A 22534-nucleotide genomic window follows, 5' to 3' on the forward strand; every position below is an offset into this window, starting at 1 on the left:
ACCGGCGCGCATAATCCACGCATGCCCCTGCCCAGCGACCTGCAACGCGACCTTGCCGCCCTGCTCGCTCCAGGCACCGGCTGGCTGACCGATCCGGGCGAACGCCTCGCCTACGCCTACGACAATTCGCGCCGCGAATCGCTGCCCGATGCCGTGGCCCTGCCGGTGACGGCCGAACAGGTGCAGGCGCTGGTGCGCGCGTGCTTCGCGCACCGGGTGCCCGTGGTGGCGCGCGGCCGCGGCACCAACACCACCGGCGCATCGGTGCCGGTGCAGGGCGGCGTGGTGGTGTCGTTCGAGCGCATGAACCGCATCCTCGACGTGCGGCCCGGCGACCGTTGCGCGGTGGTCGAGGCGGGCGTACTCAATGGCGAACTGCAGGCCGCATTGCAGCCGCATGGACTGTTCTGGCCGCCAGATCCCACCAGCGCGGCGTTCAGCACCATCGGCGGCAACCTCGCCTGCAACGCCGGCGGACCGCGCGCGGTGAAGTACGGCGCCAGCCGCGACAACGTGCTCGCCCTCACGGCCGTCACCGGCACCGGCGACCTCATCCACTGCGGCAGCGCGACCACGAAGGGAGCGACGGGTTACGACCTGCAGCGCCTGCTCGTCGGCAGCGAAGGCACGCTCGCGCTGATCGTCGAAGCCACGCTCCGGCTCACGCCGTTGCCGCCGCAGCGGCGCGCCCTGCGTGCGCTCTATCGCGATGTCGCCGCGGCCGCGCAGGCCGTCGCGCGGCTGATGGCGCAACCGGTCACGCCTTCGATGCTCGAATTCATGGACGGCGATTGCGTCCGCCTGGCGCGCGATGTCGGCGGCGCCGATCTGCCCGGCGACGCCGGTGCGCTGCTGATGATCGAAGCGGACGGCGACGCGGAGACCCTGCCCCACGCGATCGAGGCCCTGATGCGCGCCGCCGAAGGCGAAGGCCTGGTGGCACTGGACGACGCCGCCGACGAAGCCGCGCGCGAGCAGTTGTGGTCCGCGCGCAAGGCGCTGTCGCCGGCGCTGCGTACGCTCGCTCCGGGCAAGATCAACGAGGACGTGGTCGTGCCGGTGTCGCGGATCCCGCAGCTGGTCGCCGGCGTGCGTGCGCTCGCCGCGGAATTCGCGCTGCCGATCGTCGCCTTCGGCCATGCCGGCAACGGCAACCTGCACGTCAACATCCTGTTCGATCCGGCCGATGCGGCGCAGGGCGAACGTGCGAAGGCCGCCTTGGCGCGCGTGTTCACGTTCACGCTCGGGCTCGGCGGCACGCTGTCGGGCGAACACGGCATCGGCCTGGCCAAGCGCGCCTTCATGCCCCTGGCCATCGATCCGGCGACACTGGCGCTGATGCACCAGGTCAAGGCCGCCTTCGACCCGGCGGGCATCCTCAATCCGGGCAAGCTGCTGCCGGCCCGCGAGGGGTCATGAGCAGCCCACGCTGAACCGGAAGCCCGAGGTGGCGCGTCGGGTTGATCACCCGCATCAGCGAGATCTGAACCGAACGGCTCGCGATGCCACCGCTGCCGCAAAAACCGGCGTCCGGCGACGGTATCCTGCGCGCCTCGCGTCCATTCCGTTTCCGCATGTCCCTCCGCGCCCGTCCGCTGTCGTTCCTCGCCACGTTCTCCCTGACCCTGCTGCTGGCCGCCTGCGCCAGCGGCGGCGACAGCCGGCCCACGCCCGAGGCCATCGCGCCCAAGCCTTTGCCGGTGCCGGTCAAGCCGGTCCGCATCGGCATCGCGCTCGGTGGCGGCGCGGCCAAGGGCTTCGCCCACATCGGCGTGATCAAGATGCTGGAAGCCAACGGCATCGTTCCCGACGTGGTGTCCGGCACCAGCGCCGGCAGCGTGGTCGGCGCGCTGTATGCCAGCGGCATGGATGCGTTCCAGATGCAGAAGACCGCGTTCGGCCTCGACGAAGCGGAGATCCGCGACGTCAGCCTGTTCTCCGGCGGCGTGGTGAAGGGGCAGAAGCTGCAGGACTACGTCAACCAGCTGGTCGCCAACCGTCCGCTGGAGCGGATGAAGAAGCCGTTCGCCGTGGTGTCGACGCAGCTGGAAACCGGCGAGCGCACCGTGTTCGTGCGCGGCAACACCGGCCAGGCCGTGCGCGCGTCCAGCAGCATTCCCGGCGTGTTCGAACCGGTGACGATCGGGCAGAAGCATTACGTCGACGGCGGCGTGGTAAGCCCGGTGCCGGTGGACGCCGCGCGCCAGCTCGGCGCGGATTTCGTCATCGCAATCGACATCTCGACCAAGGCCAGCGGCAAGAACCCCGGCAGCCTGCTCGGCACGGTGAACCAGTCGATCACGATCATGGGCCAGAAGCTGGGCCAGCAGGAACTCGCGCGCGCCAACGTGGTGATCCGCCCGCTGGTCAACGACATCGGCCCGGCCGATTTCGAACAACGAAACAACGCGATCCTCGAAGGCGAGCGCGCGGCGCTGGCGGTGATGCCGCAGATCCGCGCGCAACTGGCGAAACTGCGCGCCGACCGCATGGCCGCGGCCAAGCCGCGTGAACCGGTGAAGGCGCCCGAGCCGTGCAAGCCGGGCCGCCTCGGTGGCCTGTTCGGGAAGAAGTGCGGGGACGCCGACAAGGATTGAGGCTTGCCGCGCGTCGCGGTGTCTCAAGCTGCGAAATGGACGTAGCCGGTACTGGGCGGCGACCATTCGCTGCCGTCGACAAGCAGTGCGCGGGCATGATTTCCGGCTGTCACGCGGCCGATGCGCGTGATCGGGGTAGCGGTATCGGTGGCGATTTCCGCGATCGCCTCGCGCGCGGACGGCGGCGCGGCAAAGCACAGCTCGTAGTCGTCGCCGCCGCTCGCCTGCAGCGTCTGGCGCCGTTGCGGATCGAACGCCCCATGCAGGTCGGACGATGCGGGCAAGGCATCGAGTTCGATCTCGCCACCGACCCCGCTGGCCGCGCAGACGTGCTGGAAGTCGGCGAGCAGGCCATCGGAGACGTCGATGCAGGCGTGCGCGATGCCCGCGATGCGGGTGCCCACCGCCACGCGTGGCGTCGGCCGATCCAGGCGCTGGCGCAGCGCCGCGGTCACCGCCGCCCCGCTCCGCCACTGCGCGAGCGCACCCGCCGCCTCGCCCAGAGTGCCGGTCACCCAGACATCGTCGCCGACACGGGCGCCGCTTCGGCGCAAGGCACGATCCGGCGCAACAAAACCGTGCACGGTGATGCTGACGGACAACGGCCCACGGGTGGTGTCGCCGCCGATCAGGGCGACGCTATGCAGCGCGGCGAGATCAAGAAAGCCGTCGAGGAAGGCATCGACCCAGGCGGCATCGCCTGAAGGCAGCGACAGCGACAGCGTGCACCACGCCGGCTCCGCGCCCATCGACGCCAGATCGGACAGGTTGACCGCAAGCGCCTTCCAACCGATGTCGGCCGCCGCGGTGTTGTCGGGGAAATGCACGCCGCGATTGAGCGTGTCGGTCGCGATGACGAGCTGGCGTCCCACAGGCACCTGCACGATCGCCGCATCGTCGCCGATGCCCAGGATCACGTCGTCACGCGTCGCCGCGCGACTGCGGATCAGGTCGATCAGGTCGAACTCCGCGCTCACGAGGCCTCCGGCGCCAGCGCTGCGAGTGTCAGCGGGTACGGCCGGCCTGGAATTCCACCGCGCGCCACTGCGCCGCGGCATGGTCGAGCACGCCGTTGACGTAGGTGTGGCCGTGTTCGGAACCGAAGCGCTTGGCCGTCTCGATCGCCTCGTTGATCACCACGCGGTAGGGCACGTCGCGGCGTTCGCGCAATTCGTACGCGGCGATGCGCAGCACCGCGCGCTCGATCGGATCGACCTGCTCGATGTCGCGGTCGAGGAAGGGCGCCAGCGCGGTGTCCAGGTCCTCGCAGTGCTTGTCCACGCCGTGGACGAGGTCTTCGAAGTACTCCAGGTCGGCGACTTCGTGCGCCTGCTCGTGGGCGAACTGCGCGACCACCTCGCGTGCGCTCGCGCCCGACATCTGCCAGGCGTAGACGGCCTGCAGCGCGCGGCGGCGCGCACGCGAGCGTGCGACGGGATCGATGCCATCGGAACGGCGACGGTTCATGCGAGTTGCTCCAGCAGTTGCGCCATTTCCAGGACCACCAGTGCGGCCTCCTCGCCCTTGTTGCCATGGCTGCCGCCGGCGCGGGCCTGCGCGTCCTCGAAGCGGTCGACCGCGAGCACGCCGTTGGCGACCGGCACGCCATGGTCGAGCGACACGCGCATCAGGCCGTCGGAACAGCCGTCGGCGACCTGCTCGTAGTGGCGGGTATCGCCGCGCACCACGCAGCCCAGGGCGACGATCGCGGCGTGCGAGCGCTTGCTCGCCAGCGTGCGGGCGACGACCGGCAGCTCCCACGCACCCGGCACGCGGATCACGTCCACGGCATCCTCGGCGACGCCATGGTCGGCGAAGGTGCGGCGGGCGCCGGCGACCAGGGCATCGGTGATGCGCGGGTTCCAGCGGCTGGCGATGATCGCGAAGCGGGCGCCGGGGCTGGCGCGCATGTCGCCTTCGTAGTGGGGCATGGGCAGGGGTCTCGAAGGGGGGCGCAGTTTACCGCGTCGCCACGACCGGGGCCGCGACGAGGCCTGGCGGCATCAGTGCGCCCGGCTTCGGTGCGGCCGGCTTCAATGCGGCAATTCCACGTATTCGGCCACTTCCAGGCCGAAACCGGCGAGGCCGATTTGCTTGCGAGGGGTGCCCAATACGCGCAGGCGCCCCAGGCCGAGGTCGGCCAGGATCTGCGCGCCGGCGCCGTTGCGGCGCCATTCCGCGAGCGCATGGCCGCGGCTCGGCCGGGCTTCGTGCGCAGCCGGATCCGCATCGGCCTGCGCGCGGACCCGGGCCAGCAGCGCGTCGGCGTCGGCGTGGTCGCCCAGCAGCACGAGGGCGCCGCGTCCTTCCCGGGCGATCGCGGCGAGCACGTCGCCCACGGCGGGACCGAAGTCGGGCCGGCGCCAGTGCAACGCGTCGGCCAACGGGTTCTGCACGTGCACGCGCACCAGCGTGGGCGTGGCGGCGTCGACGTCGCCGCGCACCAGGGCGAAATGCAACGCGCGGCTGAGCCGGTCGCGGTAGCTCACCAGGCGGAAGTCGCCGTGCTCGGTCTCGATCTCGCGTTCGTCGACGCGCTCGATCGTGTGCTCGGTGGCAAGGCGGTAGCGGATCAGGTCCTCGATCGAGCCCATCTTCAGGCCGTGCTCGCGCGCGAACGCTTCCAGCTCGGGACGGCGCGCCATCGAGCCGTCCGGATTGAGGATCTCGACCAGCACGCCGGCCGGTTCCATGCCGGCCATCAGGGCGAGATCGCTCGCGGCCTCGGTATGGCCGGCACGGTTGAGCACGCCACCGGGCTGCGCCATCAGCGGGAAGATGTGGCCGGGCTGGCTCAGGTCGGCGGCGCCCGCGTCCGGACGCACGGCGGTGCGCACGGTGTGCGCGCGGTCGTAGGCCGAGATGCCGGTGGTGACGCCTTCGGCCGCTTCGATCGAGACGGTGAAGTTGGTGTGGTGTGGCGAGGTGTTGTCGCGCACCATCGGCGGCAGTCCGAGCTGGCGGCAGCGCTCGCGGGTCAGCGACAGGCACACCAGGCCGCGCGCGTGCGTGACCATGAAGTTGATGTCCTGCGGGCGCACCAGTTCGGCGGCCATGATCAGGTCGCCCTCGTTCTCGCGGTCCTCGTCGTCGACGATCACGACCATGCGGCCGGCGCGGATTTCCTCGAGCAGTTCGGGGATGGGACTGAAGCTCATGCGTTGGCTCCCAGCAGGCGCTCGACGTAGCGGGCGACGAGGTCGATTTCCAGGTTCACCGGGTCGCCGACCCGGGTGTGCGCGAAGGCGGTGTGCGACACCGTGTGCGGGATCAGTGCGACCTCGAAGCCTTCGCCGTCGACTGCGTTGACGGTGAGGCTGACGCCATCGACGCAGATCGAGCCCTTCTTCGCGATGTACTTCAGCAGGCTCGCGGGTGCGGCGAAACGCCAGCGCTGCGCGCGCGCGTCCTCGACAACCGCGAGCACGCGGCCGATTCCGTCGACGTGGCCGCTGACCAGGTGGCCGCCCAGGCGATCGGTGGGCCGCATCGCGCGCTCGAGGTTGACCTGTGCGCCGATGGCGAGCTTGCCCAGCGTGGTCAGCGCGAGCGTCTCGTTGGAGGCATCGGCCGCGAACGAGCCGGCGTCGAAGTCGATCACGGTCAGGCACACGCCGTTGACCGCGATGCTCTCGCCGAGCTGCACCGCATCGAACGGGAGGGTGCCGACGGCGACGCGCAGGCGGACATCGCCGCCACGAGGTTCAAGGGCTGCGATGCGGCCGACGCCTTCGATGATGCCGGTGAACATCAGCGCGCCTCCGGTGCGGAGACGGCAAGGGACTGAAACTCGAAGCTGTACATGTGAACGTTTCCCGCGGAGTCAGCTGGCGAACCAGCCTGCGAAAAGCGTCCCCAAGGCATGAGGCACACGCACGGCGACACAGGGCCATGCGGAAGCCGTCTTCTTTCATCCGGACTGTGACCGTCGGCTCCGGCATTCGACCGGATCTGCTGACCCTCCGCTGCACTGGAGGCGCTCGCGGGCTCGTGCGGCCGGCCCGTGGGACCTTTTGCACCTACCGCCGGTGGGGAATTGCACCCCGCCCTGAAGACGTTACGAGTTGTGGTGCCGGCGAGCCGGCGGCGCATTCTATCACCCGGGCTTTGGAGCCCAGGCTCGCGGCCAGTGGAACGCTACGTCGGGCCGGCGTCGGCCGGCGACCGTGAAACGGGCCCGCCATTGGGCCTACGCACGGCCACCGATGCGGCTTAGCGGCTCCGGGGGTGGGAGTCGATCGCGGGCCGCCTGCGCAGGTGCAGGAACAGCGGCCAGCGGATCGTGCGGACGTCCTCCGCTGCGCCCCAGGCAGCCGCGAGCGCCGGAGCGTGGCGCGCCACGGGATCCTCGCCGCGTTCGGCCCCGCAGCGCGCGGTTGCCGACATGCTCGCCAGGTAGCGCAGGAAGTGCGGCAGCGTCCATTCGGCTTCCAGCCACGGCAGCGGCGTCGGCAGCGCCGGGAACGGCCAGTCAAAACCGGCGTACTGCGCGTCGACCAGCTCGCGCTCCGGCGGCCAGTACGGGTCGATCAGCGCACGGAAGTCCGCGACTGCGTCGACCATGCCTTCGGGCGGGACAAAGTCGCCGTAGCCCCACGCGGCGAGCACGCCCCCGGGCGCCAGCACGCGCTCGCATTCGGTGAAGAATCCGCCGCGGTCGAACCAGTGCAGCGCCTGCGCGACCGCGACCAGTTGCACGCTGGCATCGGGCAGGACGGTACGTTCGCCCGGCTCGACCGCGAGGCTCACGTTCGCCGCCCCATGCCGCGCCCAGTGCTGCGCGATCTGCTGCACGCTCGGATCGGTCGCGTGCACGAGGGCGAAGCGTGCGGCCAGCCCGCGCGTGGCCTGGCCGCTGCCGCAACCGGGCTCCCACACGCGCGCGGTGGCCGCGACGTGCGCGGCAATCAGTTCGAACAGCGCATCCGGATATTCGGGGCGGGCGGCCGCGTACGCGCCGGCGACTGCGGAGAAGTGATCGTTGAACGTCGCCTGGGTCATGCACGGAACCTCGTCGTCAAACCCACCCGAGCACTGCGCGCAGCGACGCGCCTGGACTAGGCGCGGCTGCCCACTTCTGGAACACGGCTGCCGTGCAGCCCGTGACGCCGCGTCAGTCCGCTCGCGGCTGCAGCAGCAGGCGCACATCGTTGCCGATGCGCCGCGACTCGACGATTGTCAGGTTCAGGCGCTGGGTCATCGCATCGATGTGCAGGCCGTCGAACAGCGGCCGGGCGCGGTCGCCAAGCAGCACCGGGGCGACGTACAACAGGATTTCGTCGACCAGGTGCGAGGCCAGGAAAGCACCGGCCAGCGTGGCGCCCGCTTCGAGCTGGACCTCGTTGATCTCGCGCGCCGCCAGCAGCTTCAGCACCGCGCCCAGGTCGAACCGGCCCTCATGCACCGGCGCGGCGGCGGTCTGCGCATCAATGCCGCGTGGCGGCTTGGCGTCGGGCGCGTGGATGTAGAGCGTCGGCGCCTCGCCTTCGCGCACGCGGCCGCGCGCGATCGTCGCCAGCCCCGGATCCAGCACCACCCGCAGCGGCGGCACGAAGGCGGTGCCGTCGTCGAAGCGCACGGTGAGGCTCGGGTCGTCCATCAGCACCGTGCCCGCACCGGTCAGGATGGCGCCGGCGCGTGCGCGCCAGCGATGCACGTCCAGGCGCGAGGCCTCGCCGCTGATCCACTTGGATTCGCCGCTGGCGAGCGCGCTGCGGCCATCGAGACTGGTCGCCAGCTTCACCCGCAACCACGGCCGGCCGCGCTCGATGCGCGAGAGCCAGCCGCGGTTGAGCGCACGCGCCTGTGCTTCCATCAATCCTGATTCGACAACGATGCCGGCGGCCTGCAGCTTCTCGAAACCGGCGCCGTCGACCTGCGGGAACGGATCGCGCATCGCCGCCACCACGCGCGCGACTCCGGCGGCGACCAGGGCGTCGGCGCAAGGCCCGGTCTTGCCGACGTGTGCGCACGGTTCGAGCGTGACGTAGGCAGTCGCGCCCCGCGCACGATCGCCCGCGGCCTGCAGCGCGACGACCTCCGCGTGCGGACCGCCGGCCTGGGCGTGGAAGCCCTCGCCCACGACCTCCTCGCCCTGCGCCATGACGCATCCGACCATCGGGTTGGGGCGCGTCGTGTACGCGCCGCGCTCCGCCAACCGCAAGGCGCGGGCCATCATCAGGTGATCGGTGCTGCTGAACATGTCGACCTCGATTCGTGCGATTCGATCAATGCACTTTGCTCATTGCAATTGGACTGGCGTGTTCCGATCCATTGCGTCAATGCAGGACGTAGCTGCCGCGCTCGGCGCCCTCATCCCACGGCCAGGCGGGCACCAGGTCCTTGCCATCGATGCGCAACCGCATGCGCTCGAACTGCATCTGCGGGTACTGCGGTGGAAACCGGAAGTCGTCCGGCAGCAACACGACGTGGCCGTCTTCGCGTTGCCATCGCCCTTGCGCCGCCAGGTCGAGCGCGCCATAGGTGAAGTACCACTGGAAGCGGCCATCTTCTGCGAGCAGCAGTTCCGAGCCGGTTTCCATGATGCCTTCCAGGTAGTAGTGCCCGGTCAGTACGGCTTGATCGCGCGCTGCGGCCGGGACGTGCTGCTCCGGTGCCGCGCCCCAGGCCACCGGCATCGCCAGTACGCAGGCCAGCAGGCAGGTGCGGAGCGCGGTCTTCACCGCTTGCGGCTCTTGGTCGGCGGCGGCTCGTCCTCGATCAGCGGCAGCTGGCCTTCGGTGATGCTGTCGTGCTCGAGCCGGTCGAGCACCTCGCGGAAATCGGCCACGTCCTCGAACGCGCGGTAGACCGACGCAAAGCGCACGTAGGCGACGTGGTCGAGCTTGCGCAGCTCCGCCATCACGTATTCGCCGACGCGGCGCGAATCCAGCTCGCGCTCGGCGGTCATGCGCAGGTGGTGCACGACGGCGCGCACCGCCGTCTCGATCTGCTCTTCCGACACCGGCCGCTTCTGCAGCGCGCGGTCGAAGCCGGAACGCAGCTTGCGCGCGTCGAACGCCTCGCGCCGGCCGTCGCTCTTGATGATCAGCGGCAGCTTCAGCTCGATCGTTTCCAGCGTGCTGAAGCGCTCGCCGCAGGCCTCGCAGACCCGGCGACGGCGGATGGTGGCGCCGTCGTCGGAAACGCGCGAGTCGATCACGCGGGTGTCGATGTGCTGGCAGAACGGACAGTGCATGGGATATCTCGGCCCGCCTAAGGGAGTGAAGTCAGATGTCGTAGTCGAGCGGGAGGAAGAACGCCACGCGGGTTGGCTGTCCGGCGCAGGTCATCGGCGCGTAACGGATCCGGCTGGTCGTCTCCTCGGCGGCCGTGCCGAAGGCGGCATCGCTGGCGCACACCGCGTGCACCGATTCGATGCGGCCATCGGCTTCCAGGCGCACGAGCACATGGGCCGAGCCGGACTTGCGTTCGCGGATTGCCTGGCTCGGGTAATGGCCATAACCCGGGAGCGCCTGCTTCTTCGGCCCCTCGCAGTCGTCCCGGAGCGTGTCCCAATCTTTCACCAGCGCGCCGACCGCGTCGCGCGTCAGCAACTGCAGCGCACCGCGGCTGCACGTTCCCGAGTCGGACTGGTAGCGGACCGCCGAGAGCGCCAGGCCGTTCCGGATGTTGGCCCGGCCCAAGGTCGGACCCGCCGGCCGGCTGCCGCTCGCGCAGCCCGCAAGCAGGATCGCCGCAGCCGCGAAGCCAATTCCGCACAACCGAACCATTCGTTCAGCCATAGACCGGGAACTGCTTGCACTGCTTGGTCACGTTCTCGCGCACGCCGGCGATGACCTTCTCGTCGCTGGGGTGGTCGAGCACGTCGCAGATCCACTCGGCCAGTGCGACGCAGTCGGCTTCCTTGTAGCCGCGGGTGGTCACGGCCGGGGTGCCGATGCGCAGGCCGGAGGTGACGAAGGGCTTCTGCGGATCGTTCGGCACGGCGTTCTTGTTCACCGTGATATGCGCCTTGCCCAGCGCTTCCTCGGCGGCCTTGCCGGTGATGCCCTTGCCGATCATGTCGACCAGCATCAGGTGGTTTTCGGTGCCGCCGGACACGATCTTGTAGCCGCGCGCGATGATCGTCTTCGCCATCGCCTGCGCGTTCTTCACCACCTGCTGCTGGTACGTGGTGAAGTCCGGCTCCAGCGCTTCCTTGAACGCGACGGCCTTGGCCGCGATCACGTGCATCAGCGGGCCGCCCTGGATGCCGGGGAACACGATCGACTGCAGCTTCTTCTCGATCTCCTCGGCCTTGTCGCCCATGCCGGCGCGGCTGGCGACGATGATGCCGCCTCGCGGGCCGCGCAGGGTCTTGTGCGTGGTCGAGGTGACCGCATGTGCGTGCGGCACCGGGTTCGGGTAGACGCCGGCGGCGACCAGCCCGGCGACGTGGGCCATGTCCACGAACAGGTACGCACCGACCTTGTCGGCGATGGCGCGGAAGCGCGCCCAGTCGATCACCTGCGAATAGGCCGAGAAGCCGGCGACGACCATCTTCGGCTTGTGCTCGACGGCGAGGCGCTCGACTTCGTCGTAGTCGATCAGGCCCTGGTCGTTGACGCCGTACTGGATCGCGTTGAGCAGCTTGCCGGAGATGTTGACCTTGGCGCCGTGGGTCAGGTGGCCGCCATGGGCCAGCGACATGCCGAGGATGGTGTCGCCCGGATTCAGCAGCGCGAAATACACCGCCTGGTTGGCCTGCGAGCCCGAATGCGGCTGCACGTTCGCGTAGTCCGCCCCGAACAGCTGCTTGCAGCGGTCGATCGCGAGCTGCTCGGCGATGTCGACGTATTCGCAGCCGCCGTAGTAGCGCTTGCCCGGATAGCCTTCCGCGTACTTGTTGGTGAGCTGGCTGCCCTGCGCCTCCATCACGCGCGGGCTGGCGTAGTTCTCCGACGCGATCAGCTCGACATGGTCTTCCTGGCGGCGGTTCTCGTTGGCGATGGCCTGGGCGAGTTCGGGGTCAAAACCTTCGATACGGGCGTCACGCGGGAACATCGGAACTCCGGCAGCTGTGGGGTGGGTCGAAGCGGCAAGTTTACCGGGCAATTCGGCCGGGCCTTCATTCCAAAGGGGAAGCTGGCGGATCCGGGGCCCAGCAGCCCGTCCTCTTCCCTCGCAACGCGGCGGAAGCCGGCTCGAAGGGATGGATCGGAGCGCGCGGGCGCAGGCCGCGCATCGACCCGGCGGGAATGCCGCACGCGCTGCCCCGATCCAACGCTGCGCGCCAAGTGCTCGTGCGAGGTCGGCGGCACGCCCCGGCAAGGGGCGAAGGAGCAAAGCCCGCTATAATTCCCGGCTATCCCGATTCCCTCCGGCCCTGCCCCGCGCAGGACGCCGCCGTCTGTCTGCGGAGCCCCCGATGCAATACATCTACACCATGAACGGCGTCAGCAAGACCGTGCCGCCGAAGCGCCAGATCATCAAGGACATCTCGCTGTCCTTCTTCCCCGGCGCGAAGATCGGTCTGCTCGGCCTCAACGGCGCCGGCAAGTCGACCGTTCTGAAGATCATGGCCGGCGTCGACCAGGACTTCGTCGGCGAAGCGCGCCCGCAGCCGGGCATCAAGGTCGGCTACCTGGCGCAGGAACCGCAGCTGGATCCGACCCACACCGTCCGCCAGGCCGTGGAAGTGGGCCTGGGCGAGATCATCAACGCGCAGGCCGCGCTCGACGCCGTCTACGCCGCCTATGCCGAGGAAGGCGCGGACTTCGACAAGCTCGCCGCCGAACAGCAGCGCCTGGAATCGATCCTCGCCGCCGGCGACGCGCACACCCTGGAAAACCAGCTGGAAGTCGCCGCCGACGCGCTGCGCCTGCCGCCGTGGGACGCGGTGATCGGCAACTTGTCGGGCGGCGAGAAGCGCCGCGTCGCGCTGTGCCAGCTGCTGCTGCAGAAGCCGGACATGCTGCTGCTCGACGAACCGACCAACCACCTCGACGCCGAATCGGTCGAATGGCTGGAACAGTTCCTCGCCCGCTACACCGGCACCGTGGTCGCGGTGACCCACGACCGCTACTTCCTCGACAACGCGGCCGAGTGGATCCTCGAGCTCGACCGCGGCCGCGGCATTCCGTGGAAGGGCAACTACACCGAGTGGCTGGTGCAGAAGGACGAGCGCCTGAAGCAGGAAGAGAACCAGGAAAAGTCGCGCCAGAAGGCCATCCAGAAGGAACTCGAGTGGGCCCGCCAGAACGCCAAGGGCGGCCGCTCCAAGGGCAAGGCGCGCCTGGCGCGCATCGAGGAACTGCAGTCGGTCGACTACCAGAAGCGCCAGGAGACGAATGAAATCTTCATTCCGCCGGGCGAACGCCTGGGCAACAAGGTCATCGAGTTCAAGAACGTCAGCAAGAAGTTCGGCGACCGCCTGCTGATCGACGACCTGTCGTTCTCGGTGCCGCCGGGTGCGATCGTCGGCATCATCGGTCCCAACGGCGCGGGCAAGTCGACGCTGTTCAAGATGATCATCGGCAAGGAGAAGCCGGACTCCGGCACGATCGAAACCGGCCCGACCGTGAAGCTGGCCTACGTCGACCAGAGTCGCGACGCGCTGACCGGCAACCACAACGTGTTCCAGGAGGTCTCCGGCGGCCTCGACATCCTCAACATCAACGGCATCGAGATCCAGTCGCGCGCCTACATCGGCCGCTTCAACTTCAAGGGCCAGGACCAGCAGAAGATGGTGGGCACGCTGTCCGGCGGTGAACGCGGCCGCCTGCACATGGCCAAAACCCTGCTGCAGGGCGGCAACGTGCTGCTGCTCGACGAACCGTCCAACGACCTGGACATCGAAACCCTGCGCGCGCTCGAAGACGCTCTGCTTGAGTTCCCGGGCAACACCTTCGTGATCTCGCACGACCGCTGGTTCCTGGACCGCATCGCCACCCACATCCTCGCCTTCGAGGGCGACTCGCACGTGGAGTTCTTCCAGGGCAACTACCGCGAGTACGAGGAAGACAAGAAGCGCCGCATGGGCGCCGAAGGCGCCGCACCGCACCGCCTGCGCTTCAAGGCGCTCAAGTAAGGCGATGACGGACGCGCACGCGAAACCGGTCGCGATCGCAGCCGAGGCGGTGCCCGCCCGCACCACCTCGCTGTATCCCGAACCGTTCGCGTCGATGGTCGCCGGGCGCGCCAAGCGCGCCCTTGGCGACGTGTTCGGGCTGAAGAACTTCGGCGTCAACCTGACCCGGCTCGCGCCGGGTTCGCGCTCGGCGCTGCGCCACGCGCATACCCACCAGGACGAATTCGTGTTCGTGCTCGAGGGCTGCGCCACGCTGCTCACCGATGCGGGCGAAACCGAGTTGCGGGCTGGCATGTGCGCCGGGTTCGCCGCGGGCAGTGGCGACGCTCACCAACTGCTCAACCGCGGCGCCAGTGACGTCGTGTATCTGGAAGTTGGCGATCGCAGCCCGGGCGACCAGGTCACCTACCCCGACGACGACCTGGCCGCGTGCCTGGTCGAAGGCCGCTGGCAGTTCCTGCACAAGGACGGCCGGCCGTACTGATTTTTCCGCGCGGCGACGCTGCGGTTCGCAACGACGAGGATCGACGATGAGTTTCATGCAGGCACTGCGCAACCGCTGGCAACAGGCCGATTCGCTGGTCTGCGTCGGCCTCGATCCGGAGCCCGCGAACTTCCCGTCCCGCTTCGCCGGCGATCCAGACGCGGTGTTCAACTTCTGCCGTGCGATCGTCGACGCCACCGCGCAGTACGCGTGCAGCTTCAAGCCGCAGATCGCGCATTTCGCCGCGCTCGGCGCCGAGGAGGCGCTGCAGCGACTGGTCGCGCACATCCACGCCGCCCATCCCGGCATTCCGGTGATCCTGGACAGCAAGCGCGGCGACATCGGCAGCACCGCGCAGCACTACGCCAGCGAAGCGTTCGACCGTTACGCCGCCGACGCGGTCACGGTGAACCCGTACCTCGGCCGCGACTCGGTGCAGCCGTTCCTCGACCGCGCCGATCGCGGCGTGGTGATCTTGTGCCGCACCTCGAACGCGGGCGCGGGCGACCTGCAGGACCTGCTGGTGCACGCTGCCAACGGCGTGGGCCAGCCGCTGTACCAGCACGTGGCGGCCAAGGTCGCGCACGAGTGGAACGCGCACGGCAATTGCGCGCTGGTCGTGGGCGCCACCTGGCCGGAGCAGCTGCGTGAAGTCCGGGCGATCGTCGGCGACGTGCCCTTCCTGGTGCCGGGCGTGGGCGCACAGGGCGGTGATGTGGAAGCCGTCGTGACGAACGCAAAGACCGCCGACGGCGCCGGCCTCATCGTCAGCTCGTCGCGCGCGATCCTGTATGCCGGCAATGGCCACGACTTCGCCATAGCGGCGGCGGATGCCGCTCGCACGCTGCGCGACGAGATCAATCGCTATCGGTGAGCCGCGGAGCGGCGTCAGGTCCTGCTCAGGAGCAGCACCGCGATCATCAGGGCCACCGTGAGCAGCGAATTGGCCAGCATGAAGAGCGCGTAGCCCCAGGCGGCGCGCAGGGCGATCTTCCAGCGCGACTGCCCCTTGAAGAACTGCACCAGCGAAACGACGCCATAGGCCGTCGCCGGCAGCATGACCAGTGACGAGATGCCCGGATACCAGCGCTGCAACGGAAGCGCCAGCACCCAGAGCACCATCGCCTGGGCAGTGAGGAAGGTGGTGATCACCAGCCACTCGGGGTAGTTGAGTTCCCGGTAGCGGCGGAATGCCAGCTTGAAGGCGAAGGCCTCGAACGGCAGCAGGAGCAGCGTCAGCGCGGCGATGTGCAGGTTCATCCAGTCCCGCACGCCCTCGAACACCCGCGCCAGGCGCATCGCATCCGCACCGGCGCCGCCGCCACCCGCGGGCGCCTCGTCGATGGCCGCCTGCAGCGGCGTCCCCACGAGATCGCCGTTCCCCAGCAGCTTGGCCAGGAACACCACCGCGGCCGCCGTGATCATGATCAGCAGGAACGGTTTGATGTGGTTTGCCCGCCGTCCCTCGAGATAGTCGCGGATCAGCTGTCCGGGCCGCAGCATCAGGCTCTTGAGCGTGTAGAGCACGCCGCGGTCCATGTGCAGGACGCTGTGCTCGATCTCGTGACCGAGGAAGTGCCAATCGATGCGGTGCGCCGGGGTCGGCTGGCCGCAGCCCGGGCAGTAATGCTGCGCGGGCGCGTCGGCGCCGCGCCCGCAGTTGGCGCAATGGTTCGCGTGGAGCATTCCGTTCCCCTGATCCGAGCGCCGATTGTAGCCGGGCCGCGGGCGACCACGGCGCCGCGCGCGGCGGGCTCAACGCGCCGCGAGCAGCTTGCGCGCCAGCGCGAACGGGAAGCGTATCCAGATCATGGCGAACACCGCCACGCGCGTGGACATGCGCTGCCGCGAGGCATCGAACTTGCGGTAATAGCGCCACAGGCCGCGGTGCTTGTGCCATTCCACGAACAGCGGCCGCGAGCGCGACGACACGCCGCGGATATGCACGACGCGCACATCGTTGGCGACGGCGACCAGCGCTCCGGCCCCACGCGCGCGCCGGCACAGGTCCAGGTCTTCGGCGTGCAGGCGATAGCCGGTGTCGAAACCTCGCAGCGTTGCGAACAGTCGGCGCCGCAACAGCATCAGCGCACCCGACACCGCCTCGACCGGTTGCAGGGCGCGGCTGTCGTCCACGGCGATGCCAAGCTGCGTGGCGTGGCCCGCGTGAGGCCTGCGCCACAGGGACTGGAGCATCGCGCCGAAGTCCGGATCGCGGCGACGCGCGGCGACGTCGCGCACGCCGGCTTCGTCCACCAGGTCGGCGCCGAGCAGCACGTCGCCACCGTTGGCCAGCGCGTGCGCGCGCAGGCGGGCGAGCGTATCGGTGTCGACCAGGCAGTCGGGATTCACGAAGGCCAGCCACTGCACGGCGCCGGCGTCGGCAAGATCCGTTGCGCCCTGGTTGCAGGCGACGGCAAATCCCGGATTGTCGGGATTGGCGATGAAACGCAGGCGCGGGTCGCGCGTGGCGTGCCGCTGCACGATTTCCATGGTGCCGTCGTCGGACCCGTTGTCGATCACGCGGATCGCAGCAACGTCCTGCGCCGCACGCAGGCGCAGCAGGCAATCATCGATGGTCTCGGCGCTCTGGTAGCTGACGACGATGGCGGCGATGTCGGGCTCGGTCATGCGGGATGCTTCATGCAAACAGATCGCCCTGCGCATCGGGCGGGCCGATGGTGGCTAGCAGGGTTTCCAGCTGCTCGCGCGTGGCGCGCAGCGGATCGTCCATCAGGAAATGGGCGACGCGCGCATGCCACGCCGGCCAGCGCGCCGCGATGGCATCGAGGTCGCCATCGGCCGGAGCCCCTTCGTGCCGGCGCGCGACCAGGGCGGTGTCGCACAGCACGTTGCGCCAGCCCAGCCCGGAGAATCGCAGCGAGAGGTCGATCAGCGCCGCATACCACGACCCGTAACTCGCGGCATCCAGCCCACCGGCACGCAGGCGTGCACTGCCGCGCAGCAGCACCGCGTGGCTCAGCGCCGTCGGCAGCTCCGGCGCGGTGCCCGGCATGGCGGCGGCCGCGCGCGCCATCCGCCCGGGATCCGCCGGTGCCTCGTTGATCTCGCCGATGCGCGGAAACGATGCGGTTTCGCCCGCGTTGCTCCAAGGGGTGGCCGAGGCGATCGCGCCATCGGCCCGCAGGCAGGCGGACATCCGCGTCAGCCAGCCGGGCAGTGGCGTGGCATCACTGGCGAGCACGACGACATCGGCATCGCCGCAGGCGGCCAGCACTTCATCCAGATGCGCCACTTCGCCCACGCTGCGCTGCCGGCGCGTGTAGTGCGCCTGCAGCGCGGTGCGCGCGATCCAGCGCTCGATGATGGCGTGGCCGCGCGGACCCGCCTGCGCGTCGTCGGCGAGCCACACCCGCGTCGCCGGCGGCGTGTGGGCCTCCAGCGCCGCGAGGCAGGCGTCAAGCGAGTCGTCGTCAACCCCTACCGGCACGACGACAACGGGGAGTGCGTTCGCGATGGACTGCACGTGGAGGTTTTCGGGCATGCCCCAGGGTTACTTGCGGGGATCGCGTGGCCTGCGGTGCAGCGGCTCCAGGGCGCGGAAGCGCGAACCGTATTCGTCGGTCAGGTTGCGCGCTTCCTGGGGATTGCGGATGACGGTCGGGGTGAGCAGCACGATCGTCTCGCTGCGGGCCGTGCGCGAAGTCTGCCGGCCGAACAGGCCGCCGATGATCGGAATCCGGCTCAGGCCCGGCAGGCCGTTGCTGCCGCGGGTCACGCCATCGTCGATCAGGCCTGCCAGCAACACGGTGTCGCCGTTCTGGATGGCGGCCTCGGTCTTGAGCTTGCGCGTATCGATGCGCACGTTGCCGTTGGCGTCGGGCTGGCCGGTGGGCGAGCTGACTTCCTGCACGATGTCGAGGAATACCATGCCGTCCTTGCTGATGCGCGGGCGCACCTTGAGGATGATGCCGGTATCGAGGTATTGGACCTGGCTGATGGTGTTGTTGGTGCCCGCCGTCGGATTGACTGTCACCGACGAGATCGGAATGCGGCTGCCGACGTTGAAGGTCGCCTCGGCGTTGTTGCGCACGACCACCGACGGCGACTGCAGGATCTGCACGTCGCTGACCTGGTCTAGCGCGGTGATCACCGCGGCCGCATCGTTGTTGACCAGGGTCCAGACGGCCCCGCTGGTGTTGGTGAGCTTGCCGGCGATCGTCGACCACTTGGGAATCCCGGTGCTGTCCGGCGGCAGGCCGATTTCCTGCTTGGCCGCCTCGAGGTACCAGTTGACGCCGTAGCTCAGCTCGCCCGAGAGCTGCACCGTCGCCACCTGCGCCTCGATGTGCACCTGCATCGGCATCACGTCGAGCCGGGCGATGACGTCCTTGATCGACTTCCACGCCGACGGCGTACTGCGCACCAGCAGCGCGTTGGTTTCTTCCACCGCCGACACGCCCACACGGTCACCGTTGACGTCGAGCGTGACCGAGGCGTTGCCGCTCTGGCGCGCACCCAGCGACATCTCGCCGCCGGACGTGCCGCCGGTCGTGCCCGTGCCCGTATCGCCGGTGCCCTTGATGTCGGCGGTGCTGCCGCCGTTGGCGCTGTCCTGCAGCTGCACCGATTCCAGGCCCGGCATCAGCGAAGGCGCGGTGGTCGAGCCCCCGCCGCCACTGCCGCGGCCGCTGCCGAACACCTCGGACAGGCGGTCTGCCAGGTCCTTCGCCTTGATGTACTTGAGTTCGTAGGAATACAGCTGGATGTCGCCGCCGGCGCTGTCGATGCGCTCCAGCCATTCCTGGATGTCGTCCAGGTAGCTGGCTTGCGGCGTGATCACCAGCACCGCGTTGGCGCCATCCAGGGGCATGAAGCGGAACATGCCCGCCACCGGCGACTTGCTCTGCTCGCCGAACACCTTCTCCAGGTCGGCCACGACCTTGTTGGCCTTGCCCGAGGTCAAGGGGAACACGCCCACCGACATGCCCGAAAGCCAGTCGACGTCGAAGATCTCGATCGTGCGCAGGTAGTTCTCGAGTTCGGCGCGGGTGCCGGCGATGCTGATGACGTTGCGCGAATTGTCGACGTTGACCACGGCGTTCGGGCGCGCGTAGGGCTTGAGCACCTTTTCCATCTCGCTTGCGGAGATGTAGCGCAGCGGCACGGTGCGCACCTCGTAACCGCGCGCGAGCGAGGGCGCACCGGTGCGCGGCGCGACGGCGCCGCTCGAGAGGGCCTGGTCGGCCGGCACGATGTTGTAGCGGCCGCCGCTGTAGATCAGGCGGGCGTTGTTCCAGCCCAGCACCATCTCCAGCAGGTTCAGCGCCTCGGCCGGGCTCACCGGCTTGGGCGTACCCAGGGTGACGGTGCCCTGCACGCCCGGCGCGATCACGTAGTTCTGGCCGAGCATGTCGCCAAGGATCGCCTTGACCACGGCATGCAGCGATTCGCCTTCGAAGTTGAAGGTGGCGCCGCCACCGGTCGCCGGCAGCACCGGCGGCGGAGCCGACGCGGCTTCGCGGTTGATCACCTGGCCGGTGCCACGGCGGATGCGCGGGCGCGGGCCCTGCTCATCCGCCGGCAACGGTTGCGCACCGCCGCCGATCACGGTTTCGCTGCCGGTCGCTGCGCCCGCCGTGGTTGCCGAGGAGGTACCGGCCTGCGCGTGCAGCGTGCGTGGATCGGCATCGCGGCGGATGCTGGCGACGGGTACCGCGGAACAGGCGGCCAGCGCGATCGCGACCGCGGAGGCAATGCCCGCGTTCACCACGGACGTTTGGCCGGACCAGAGCGGGGAATTCGAAGGACGATTCATGCGGGCGACTCTACTTGACCGGCGGTTTTTGTTGCTGTTGCTTCAGGGCTTCCTGCCTCAGCTGCGCGCGACGGGCTTCGATGCGCTTGCGGATGGCTTCCATCTGCGCCTGTTCCGTCATCGGCTGGCTCGGCTCCGCGCGGGTGGGCGTCGCGGCCGCGGCGGGAGGCGAAACAACGGGCGGGCCTTGCGGCCCCGGCGCTTCGGCGGCGGCCGTCTGCGTGGGCAGCGCCTGCGCAGGCGGAGGCGTGACCGGCTGCCCCTGCGGCCGCGGCGCGTCCGTCTTGGTGACGGCGGTCGGCGCTTCCCCGCCCACGCCGTTGTACACGCGCAACTCGAGCCGGCGCTCACCTTCCGGACCGACGAACACGGCGCTGCGCGGATCCAGCGACTGCAGCCGCCAGTTCGGCAGCGCGGCGTCGGTCTCGCCGAGCTTCACCCGCAGCGGCGGCGAGCTGCCTTCGGGGGACTGGATGATCGCCATCTTGAAGGTCGGCGTGATCATCACGCTGGTGAGCACGTAGTCGAAGGTCTTGGCCTGGTCTTCGCCCTGTGGCTGCAGCGAGAACGGATGCGGGCGGCGATCGTCCGCAAACAACGGGCGGTTGGCGATTTCGGCGTATTGGGTGAGTGCCTTCAGGCGCTCGGGCGTGGCCTTGGGCAGCACCGGCAGCGGACGCACCAGCGCGGCATCCTCGGGCAACGGAGCGATGCGGCCGCCCATGCCGAACAAGGCCAGGATCAGCGCTAGCAGGGCCCATGCGGCAAGCGTCGCGAGCAACCACGTGCGCGGGCTGGTGCTCTCAAAGCGCATCGTCGGTTCCTCGCGGCGCATTGGCGCGCGCCGGCTTCGCCGTCGTCGCCGGCGAGGCGCTGGGCGGCAGGTAGCCGAACAGGTCGAAGCTGATGTCGAGTCCGCCCTGCGCGCCGCTTTGCCCCGGATTGAAGAAGATGCGCTGGCCGAGGATGTTGAGGTTGCCGACGAACAGCCGCGGCGAACCGCCCTCGAGCAGGTACAGGACGCTCGCCAGTTCCGGAGTGCCGCAGCGCAGCCGCACCTGGACGGTGACGCGCGCGTATTTTTCGCGCGAGGGTTCCTGCAGCGGCGAGCGGTTGGTGATTTCGCAGGCGCGACGCCCGGGGCTGGCCTGCGCCACCACCGCTTCCAGCCGTTGCACGAGCGCCGCGGTCGCGAGCTCCGGGCTGCGCTCGGGCAGGAACCCCGGCGTACCGGCGAGCGAAGCGCGCGCCTGCTGCAGGCGCTGCTGCACCGCGGGAGCCTGTTTGATTTCGGTGCGCAGGCGCAGTTCACGCTCGCGCGCGCCCTCGATGCGCGCGCCGACTTCGCGCATCGGCACGGTGAACCAGGGATGCACCAGGACCGCGTAGGCAAGCGCCAGCACGCCCGCGAGCAGGCCCAGCGCAAGCCAGCGATCGCGGTTACTGACCGCTACTTGCACCGGGGTTCTCCTTGGTGGCGTTGGCCGGACCGATTTCCGCGGTCAGCGTGAAGCGGTCCTTGCGCGAGGTGGGATCGGTCTGCAGCGCGCCGGCCAGGGCCGGCGAACGCCACAGCTTGGAGTCCTGCAGGCGGCCGATCAGCGCCGGCGCCTCGTTGCTCAGGCCGATCAGGGTGAGGCGGTTGTCCTCGATGGCGAGCTTTTCCAGGTAGGTCCCGTCCGGCAGGCGCCGGCTGAGTTCATCGATCACTTCCACCGCGGTCGGATAGGCCGCACGCGTGCGCTGCAGGAAGGCCTGGCCTTCGATCAGGTCGACCAGTTCGCGCCGTTGCGCGGCCGCGCGTCGCGCGGGACCGGATTCGCGCGCGATCCGCGCATCGAAGGCGTCCGCGGCCGCGCGCCGGTTTTCCAGCACCTGCCACAGGGTCAGGCCGATAGCGAGCACCGCCACCGCGGCGAAGGCGAGGTTCCAGGTCCGCCACGGGTCGCGCGTGCGCTGTCGTTGCGACGGCGGTAGCAGGTTGATCTGCAGCGGCACCCCATCGGGGCCGGCCACGTCGATGCCGGCGAGCAGCGGCGCGAGCGGCCCGATCGCGGCGAGTTGCGGATCCAGCGCTGCGCGCGGAACCGCGATCAGCTCGGCGTCGATCGGACCGTCGGCTTCGCGACGGGCGACCACGCGCGCATCGTAGGCGACGGCGTCGGCGGCAAAAGGCGTCTGGCGCTCGATCTCGAAACCAACGACATCGCGCAGGCGGTCGAGCGCTGCCGCCGGCAGCGACAGGCGACGACGCAGCGAACTGCCGGCCGGCAGCAACAGCCAACGCGGCAGGTCGGACAAGCGCGTACCAAGCACGCGCGCGAGCGGGTCGCCGCCGGGTTCGAGATCGCCCAGCGCGGGCAGGCTGTCCAGGTCCTGGATGTCGCCGCCGCGCTGCAGCCGCAACCGCAGCGCATCGCCTTCGACCAGCAGCAACAGGCGGCCGCGATCCATGCCGAGCAGTTGCCGTACGCGCGGCGGCAGCCAGGACGCGAGCGCGGTCGCCCACCACGAGAGAAAGCCGCCGGTACCGGACCTGAGCGTCGAACCGCTCACCCGGACACCGAAACGGCTCAGACGGTCCTGCAAACGCCCTGCAGGTGTGCTCATCGTGGCGACGCTCCTTCCTCCACTGGCTGATG

23 protein-coding genes and 1 riboswitch are annotated in these 22534 nt (G+C 69.5%); of the genes, 5 read left to right on the forward strand and 18 right to left on the reverse strand.

The window, feature by feature from the left end:
• Positions 1–21 precede the first annotated feature (21 nt).
• Together BP05_RS07395 and BP05_RS07400 are read left to right on the forward strand one after the other, a co-directional pair.
• Positions 22–1419 (forward strand): FAD-binding oxidoreductase, encoded by a 1398-nt coding sequence (locus BP05_RS07395; protein ID WP_496361991.1) that lies wholly within the window; start codon positions 22–24, stop codon positions 1417–1419.
• A gap of 155 nt (positions 1420–1574) precedes the next feature.
• Positions 1575–2597, forward strand: a complete 1023-nt coding sequence (locus BP05_RS07400; RefSeq protein ID WP_496361993.1) for a patatin-like phospholipase family protein — start codon at positions 1575–1577, stop codon at positions 2595–2597.
• Positions 2598–2620: 23 nt separating this feature from the next.
• On the opposite strand, the gene thiL is transcribed toward BP05_RS07400, so the two are convergent.
• From thiL to glyA, 11 genes are all read right to left on the reverse strand, one after another.
• Positions 2621–3574 carry a thiamine-phosphate kinase gene (gene thiL, locus BP05_RS07405; RefSeq protein ID WP_496361994.1) on the reverse strand — a complete coding sequence of 318 codons (954 nt, stop codon included), beginning with the start codon at positions 3572–3574 and terminating at the stop codon, positions 2621–2623.
• Between the two features lie 28 nt (positions 3575–3602).
• Positions 3603–4064: a transcription antitermination factor NusB gene (nusB, locus tag BP05_RS07410; RefSeq protein WP_496361996.1), complete on the reverse strand. Its 462-nt coding sequence runs from the start codon at positions 4062–4064 to the stop codon at positions 3603–3605.
• Positions 4061–4528, reverse strand: a complete 468-nt coding sequence (gene ribH, locus BP05_RS07415) for a 6,7-dimethyl-8-ribityllumazine synthase (protein WP_496361998.1) — start codon at positions 4526–4528, stop codon at positions 4061–4063. The genes nusB and ribH overlap by 4 nt, the downstream gene beginning before the upstream one ends.
• A gap of 102 nt (positions 4529–4630) precedes the next feature.
• Complete coding sequence (gene ribB / locus BP05_RS07420) at positions 4631–5755, reverse strand: 3,4-dihydroxy-2-butanone-4-phosphate synthase (RefSeq protein WP_496362000.1); 1125 nt, start codon at positions 5753–5755, stop codon at positions 4631–4633.
• Positions 5752–6348, reverse strand: a complete 597-nt coding sequence (locus tag BP05_RS07425) for a riboflavin synthase (RefSeq protein WP_496362002.1) — start codon at positions 6346–6348, stop codon at positions 5752–5754. Before BP05_RS07425 ends, ribB begins: the two co-directional genes overlap by 4 nt.
• A 147-nt stretch (positions 6349–6495) precedes the next feature.
• A riboswitch (FMN riboswitch) is annotated at positions 6496–6657 on the reverse strand.
• A gap of 152 nt (positions 6658–6809) precedes the next feature.
• On the reverse strand, positions 6810–7598 hold the full coding sequence (locus tag BP05_RS07430; protein WP_496362004.1) for a class I SAM-dependent methyltransferase: 789 nt from the start codon (positions 7596–7598) through the stop codon (positions 6810–6812).
• A gap of 112 nt (positions 7599–7710) precedes the next feature.
• Entirely contained in the window at positions 7711–8799 is a 1089-nt protein-coding gene (gene ribD / locus BP05_RS07435) for a bifunctional diaminohydroxyphosphoribosylaminopyrimidine deaminase/5-amino-6-(5-phosphoribosylamino)uracil reductase RibD (protein ID WP_496362006.1), read from the reverse strand.
• Positions 8800–8875: 76 nt separating this feature from the next.
• Positions 8876–9280 carry a hypothetical protein gene (locus tag BP05_RS07440; RefSeq protein WP_496362008.1) on the reverse strand — a complete coding sequence of 135 codons (405 nt, stop codon included), beginning with the start codon at positions 9278–9280 and terminating at the stop codon, positions 8876–8878.
• Positions 9277–9795: a transcriptional regulator NrdR gene (gene nrdR / locus BP05_RS07445; protein ID WP_496362010.1), complete on the reverse strand. Its 519-nt coding sequence runs from the start codon at positions 9793–9795 to the stop codon at positions 9277–9279. Before nrdR ends, BP05_RS07440 begins: the two co-directional genes overlap by 4 nt.
• 31 nt (positions 9796–9826) lie before the next feature.
• Entirely contained in the window at positions 9827–10330 is a 504-nt protein-coding gene (locus BP05_RS07450) for a TonB family protein (protein ID WP_496362011.1), read from the reverse strand.
• Positions 10331–10334: 4 nt separating this feature from the next.
• Positions 10335–11603, reverse strand: a complete 1269-nt coding sequence (gene glyA / locus BP05_RS07455) for a serine hydroxymethyltransferase (protein WP_496362012.1) — start codon at positions 11601–11603, stop codon at positions 10335–10337.
• A gap of 364 nt (positions 11604–11967) precedes the next feature.
• On the opposite strand from glyA, the gene ettA reads away from it, so the two are divergent.
• The 3 genes from ettA to pyrF are packed head-to-tail and all read left to right on the forward strand — an operon-like array spanning position 11968 to position 14987.
• Positions 11968–13629, forward strand: a complete 1662-nt coding sequence (gene ettA / locus BP05_RS07460; protein WP_496362014.1) for an energy-dependent translational throttle protein EttA — start codon at positions 11968–11970, stop codon at positions 13627–13629.
• A 4-nt stretch (positions 13630–13633) separates the two neighbouring features.
• Positions 13634–14113 (forward strand): cupin domain-containing protein, encoded by a 480-nt coding sequence (locus BP05_RS07465; protein ID WP_496362016.1) that lies wholly within the window; start codon positions 13634–13636, stop codon positions 14111–14113.
• A 46-nt stretch (positions 14114–14159) separates the two neighbouring features.
• On the forward strand, positions 14160–14987 hold the full coding sequence (gene pyrF / locus BP05_RS07470; protein ID WP_496362018.1) for an orotidine-5'-phosphate decarboxylase: 828 nt from the start codon (positions 14160–14162) through the stop codon (positions 14985–14987).
• A gap of 14 nt (positions 14988–15001) precedes the next feature.
• Here the strand turns inward: pyrF and BP05_RS07475 are convergent, their stop codons facing one another.
• From BP05_RS07475 to BP05_RS07505, 7 genes are all read right to left on the reverse strand, one after another.
• Complete coding sequence (locus BP05_RS07475; protein ID WP_496362020.1) at positions 15002–15799, reverse strand: DUF3667 domain-containing protein; 798 nt, start codon at positions 15797–15799, stop codon at positions 15002–15004.
• Positions 15800–15868: 69 nt separating this feature from the next.
• Positions 15869–16744 carry a glycosyltransferase family 2 protein gene (locus BP05_RS07480; RefSeq protein ID WP_496362022.1) on the reverse strand — a complete coding sequence of 292 codons (876 nt, stop codon included), beginning with the start codon at positions 16742–16744 and terminating at the stop codon, positions 15869–15871.
• A 10-nt stretch (positions 16745–16754) separates the two neighbouring features.
• Complete coding sequence (locus BP05_RS07485; RefSeq protein ID WP_496362326.1) at positions 16755–17591, reverse strand: glycosyltransferase family 2 protein; 837 nt, start codon at positions 17589–17591, stop codon at positions 16755–16757.
• 36 nt (positions 17592–17627) lie between these two features.
• Positions 17628–19892, reverse strand: a complete 2265-nt coding sequence (gene gspD / locus BP05_RS07490; protein ID WP_496362024.1) for a type II secretion system secretin GspD — start codon at positions 19890–19892, stop codon at positions 17628–17630.
• 10 nt (positions 19893–19902) lie between these two features.
• Positions 19903–20706: a type II secretion system protein, XpsN-like gene (locus BP05_RS07495; protein WP_496362026.1), complete on the reverse strand. Its 804-nt coding sequence runs from the start codon at positions 20704–20706 to the stop codon at positions 19903–19905.
• Positions 20696–21352, reverse strand: a complete 657-nt coding sequence (gspM, locus tag BP05_RS07500; RefSeq protein ID WP_496362028.1) for a type II secretion system protein GspM — start codon at positions 21350–21352, stop codon at positions 20696–20698. Before gspM ends, BP05_RS07495 begins: the two co-directional genes overlap by 11 nt.
• Positions 21333–22502, reverse strand: coding sequence for a PilN domain-containing protein (locus tag BP05_RS07505; RefSeq protein WP_496362030.1), 1170 nt, complete (start codon positions 22500–22502; stop codon positions 21333–21335). Before BP05_RS07505 ends, gspM begins: the two co-directional genes overlap by 20 nt.
• Between the last annotated feature and the right edge of the window lie 32 nt (positions 22503–22534).

The organism is Lysobacter oryzae DSM 21044 (assembly GCF_059568595.1).

Bases quoted from the DNA above. Each gene is read 5' to 3' on its own strand.
- glyA (WP_496362012.1), bottom strand. From the start codon at position 11,603: ATGTTCCCGCGTGACGCCCGTATCGAAGGTTTTGACCCCGAACTCGCC.
- BP05_RS07450 (WP_496362011.1), bottom strand. From the start codon at position 10,330: ATGGTTCGGTTGTGCGGAATTGGCTTCGCGGCTGCGGCGATCCTGCTT.
- BP05_RS07400 (WP_496361993.1), top strand. From the start codon at position 1,575: ATGTCCCTCCGCGCCCGTCCGCTGTCGTTCCTCGCCACGTTCTCCCTG.
- BP05_RS07430 (WP_496362004.1), bottom strand. From the start codon at position 7,598: ATGACCCAGGCGACGTTCAACGATCACTTCTCCGCAGTCGCCGGCGCG.
- BP05_RS07475 (WP_496362020.1), bottom strand. From the start codon at position 15,799: ATGCTCCACGCGAACCATTGCGCCAACTGCGGGCGCGGCGCCGACGCG.
- gspD (WP_496362024.1), bottom strand. From the start codon at position 19,892: ATGAATCGTCCTTCGAATTCCCCGCTCTGGTCCGGCCAAACGTCCGTG.
- nusB (WP_496361996.1), bottom strand. From the start codon at position 4,064: ATGAACCGTCGCCGTTCCGATGGCATCGATCCCGTCGCACGCTCGCGT.
- ribD (WP_496362006.1), bottom strand. From the start codon at position 8,799: ATGTTCAGCAGCACCGATCACCTGATGATGGCCCGCGCCTTGCGGTTG.
- BP05_RS07465 (WP_496362016.1), top strand. From the start codon at position 13,634: ATGACGGACGCGCACGCGAAACCGGTCGCGATCGCAGCCGAGGCGGTG.
- ettA (WP_496362014.1), top strand. From the start codon at position 11,968: ATGCAATACATCTACACCATGAACGGCGTCAGCAAGACCGTGCCGCCG.
- pyrF (WP_496362018.1), top strand. From the start codon at position 14,160: ATGAGTTTCATGCAGGCACTGCGCAACCGCTGGCAACAGGCCGATTCG.
- BP05_RS07505 (WP_496362030.1), bottom strand. From the start codon at position 22,502: ATGAGCACACCTGCAGGGCGTTTGCAGGACCGTCTGAGCCGTTTCGGT.
- nrdR (WP_496362010.1), bottom strand. From the start codon at position 9,795: ATGCACTGTCCGTTCTGCCAGCACATCGACACCCGCGTGATCGACTCG.
- BP05_RS07395 (WP_496361991.1), top strand. From the start codon at position 22: ATGCCCCTGCCCAGCGACCTGCAACGCGACCTTGCCGCCCTGCTCGCT.
- ribH (WP_496361998.1), bottom strand. From the start codon at position 4,528: ATGCCCCACTACGAAGGCGACATGCGCGCCAGCCCCGGCGCCCGCTTC.
- ribB (WP_496362000.1), bottom strand. From the start codon at position 5,755: ATGAGCTTCAGTCCCATCCCCGAACTGCTCGAGGAAATCCGCGCCGGC.
- BP05_RS07480 (WP_496362022.1), bottom strand. From the start codon at position 16,744: ATGACCGAGCCCGACATCGCCGCCATCGTCGTCAGCTACCAGAGCGCC.
- BP05_RS07425 (WP_496362002.1), bottom strand. From the start codon at position 6,348: ATGTTCACCGGCATCATCGAAGGCGTCGGCCGCATCGCAGCCCTTGAA.
- BP05_RS07495 (WP_496362026.1), bottom strand. From the start codon at position 20,706: ATGCGCTTTGAGAGCACCAGCCCGCGCACGTGGTTGCTCGCGACGCTT.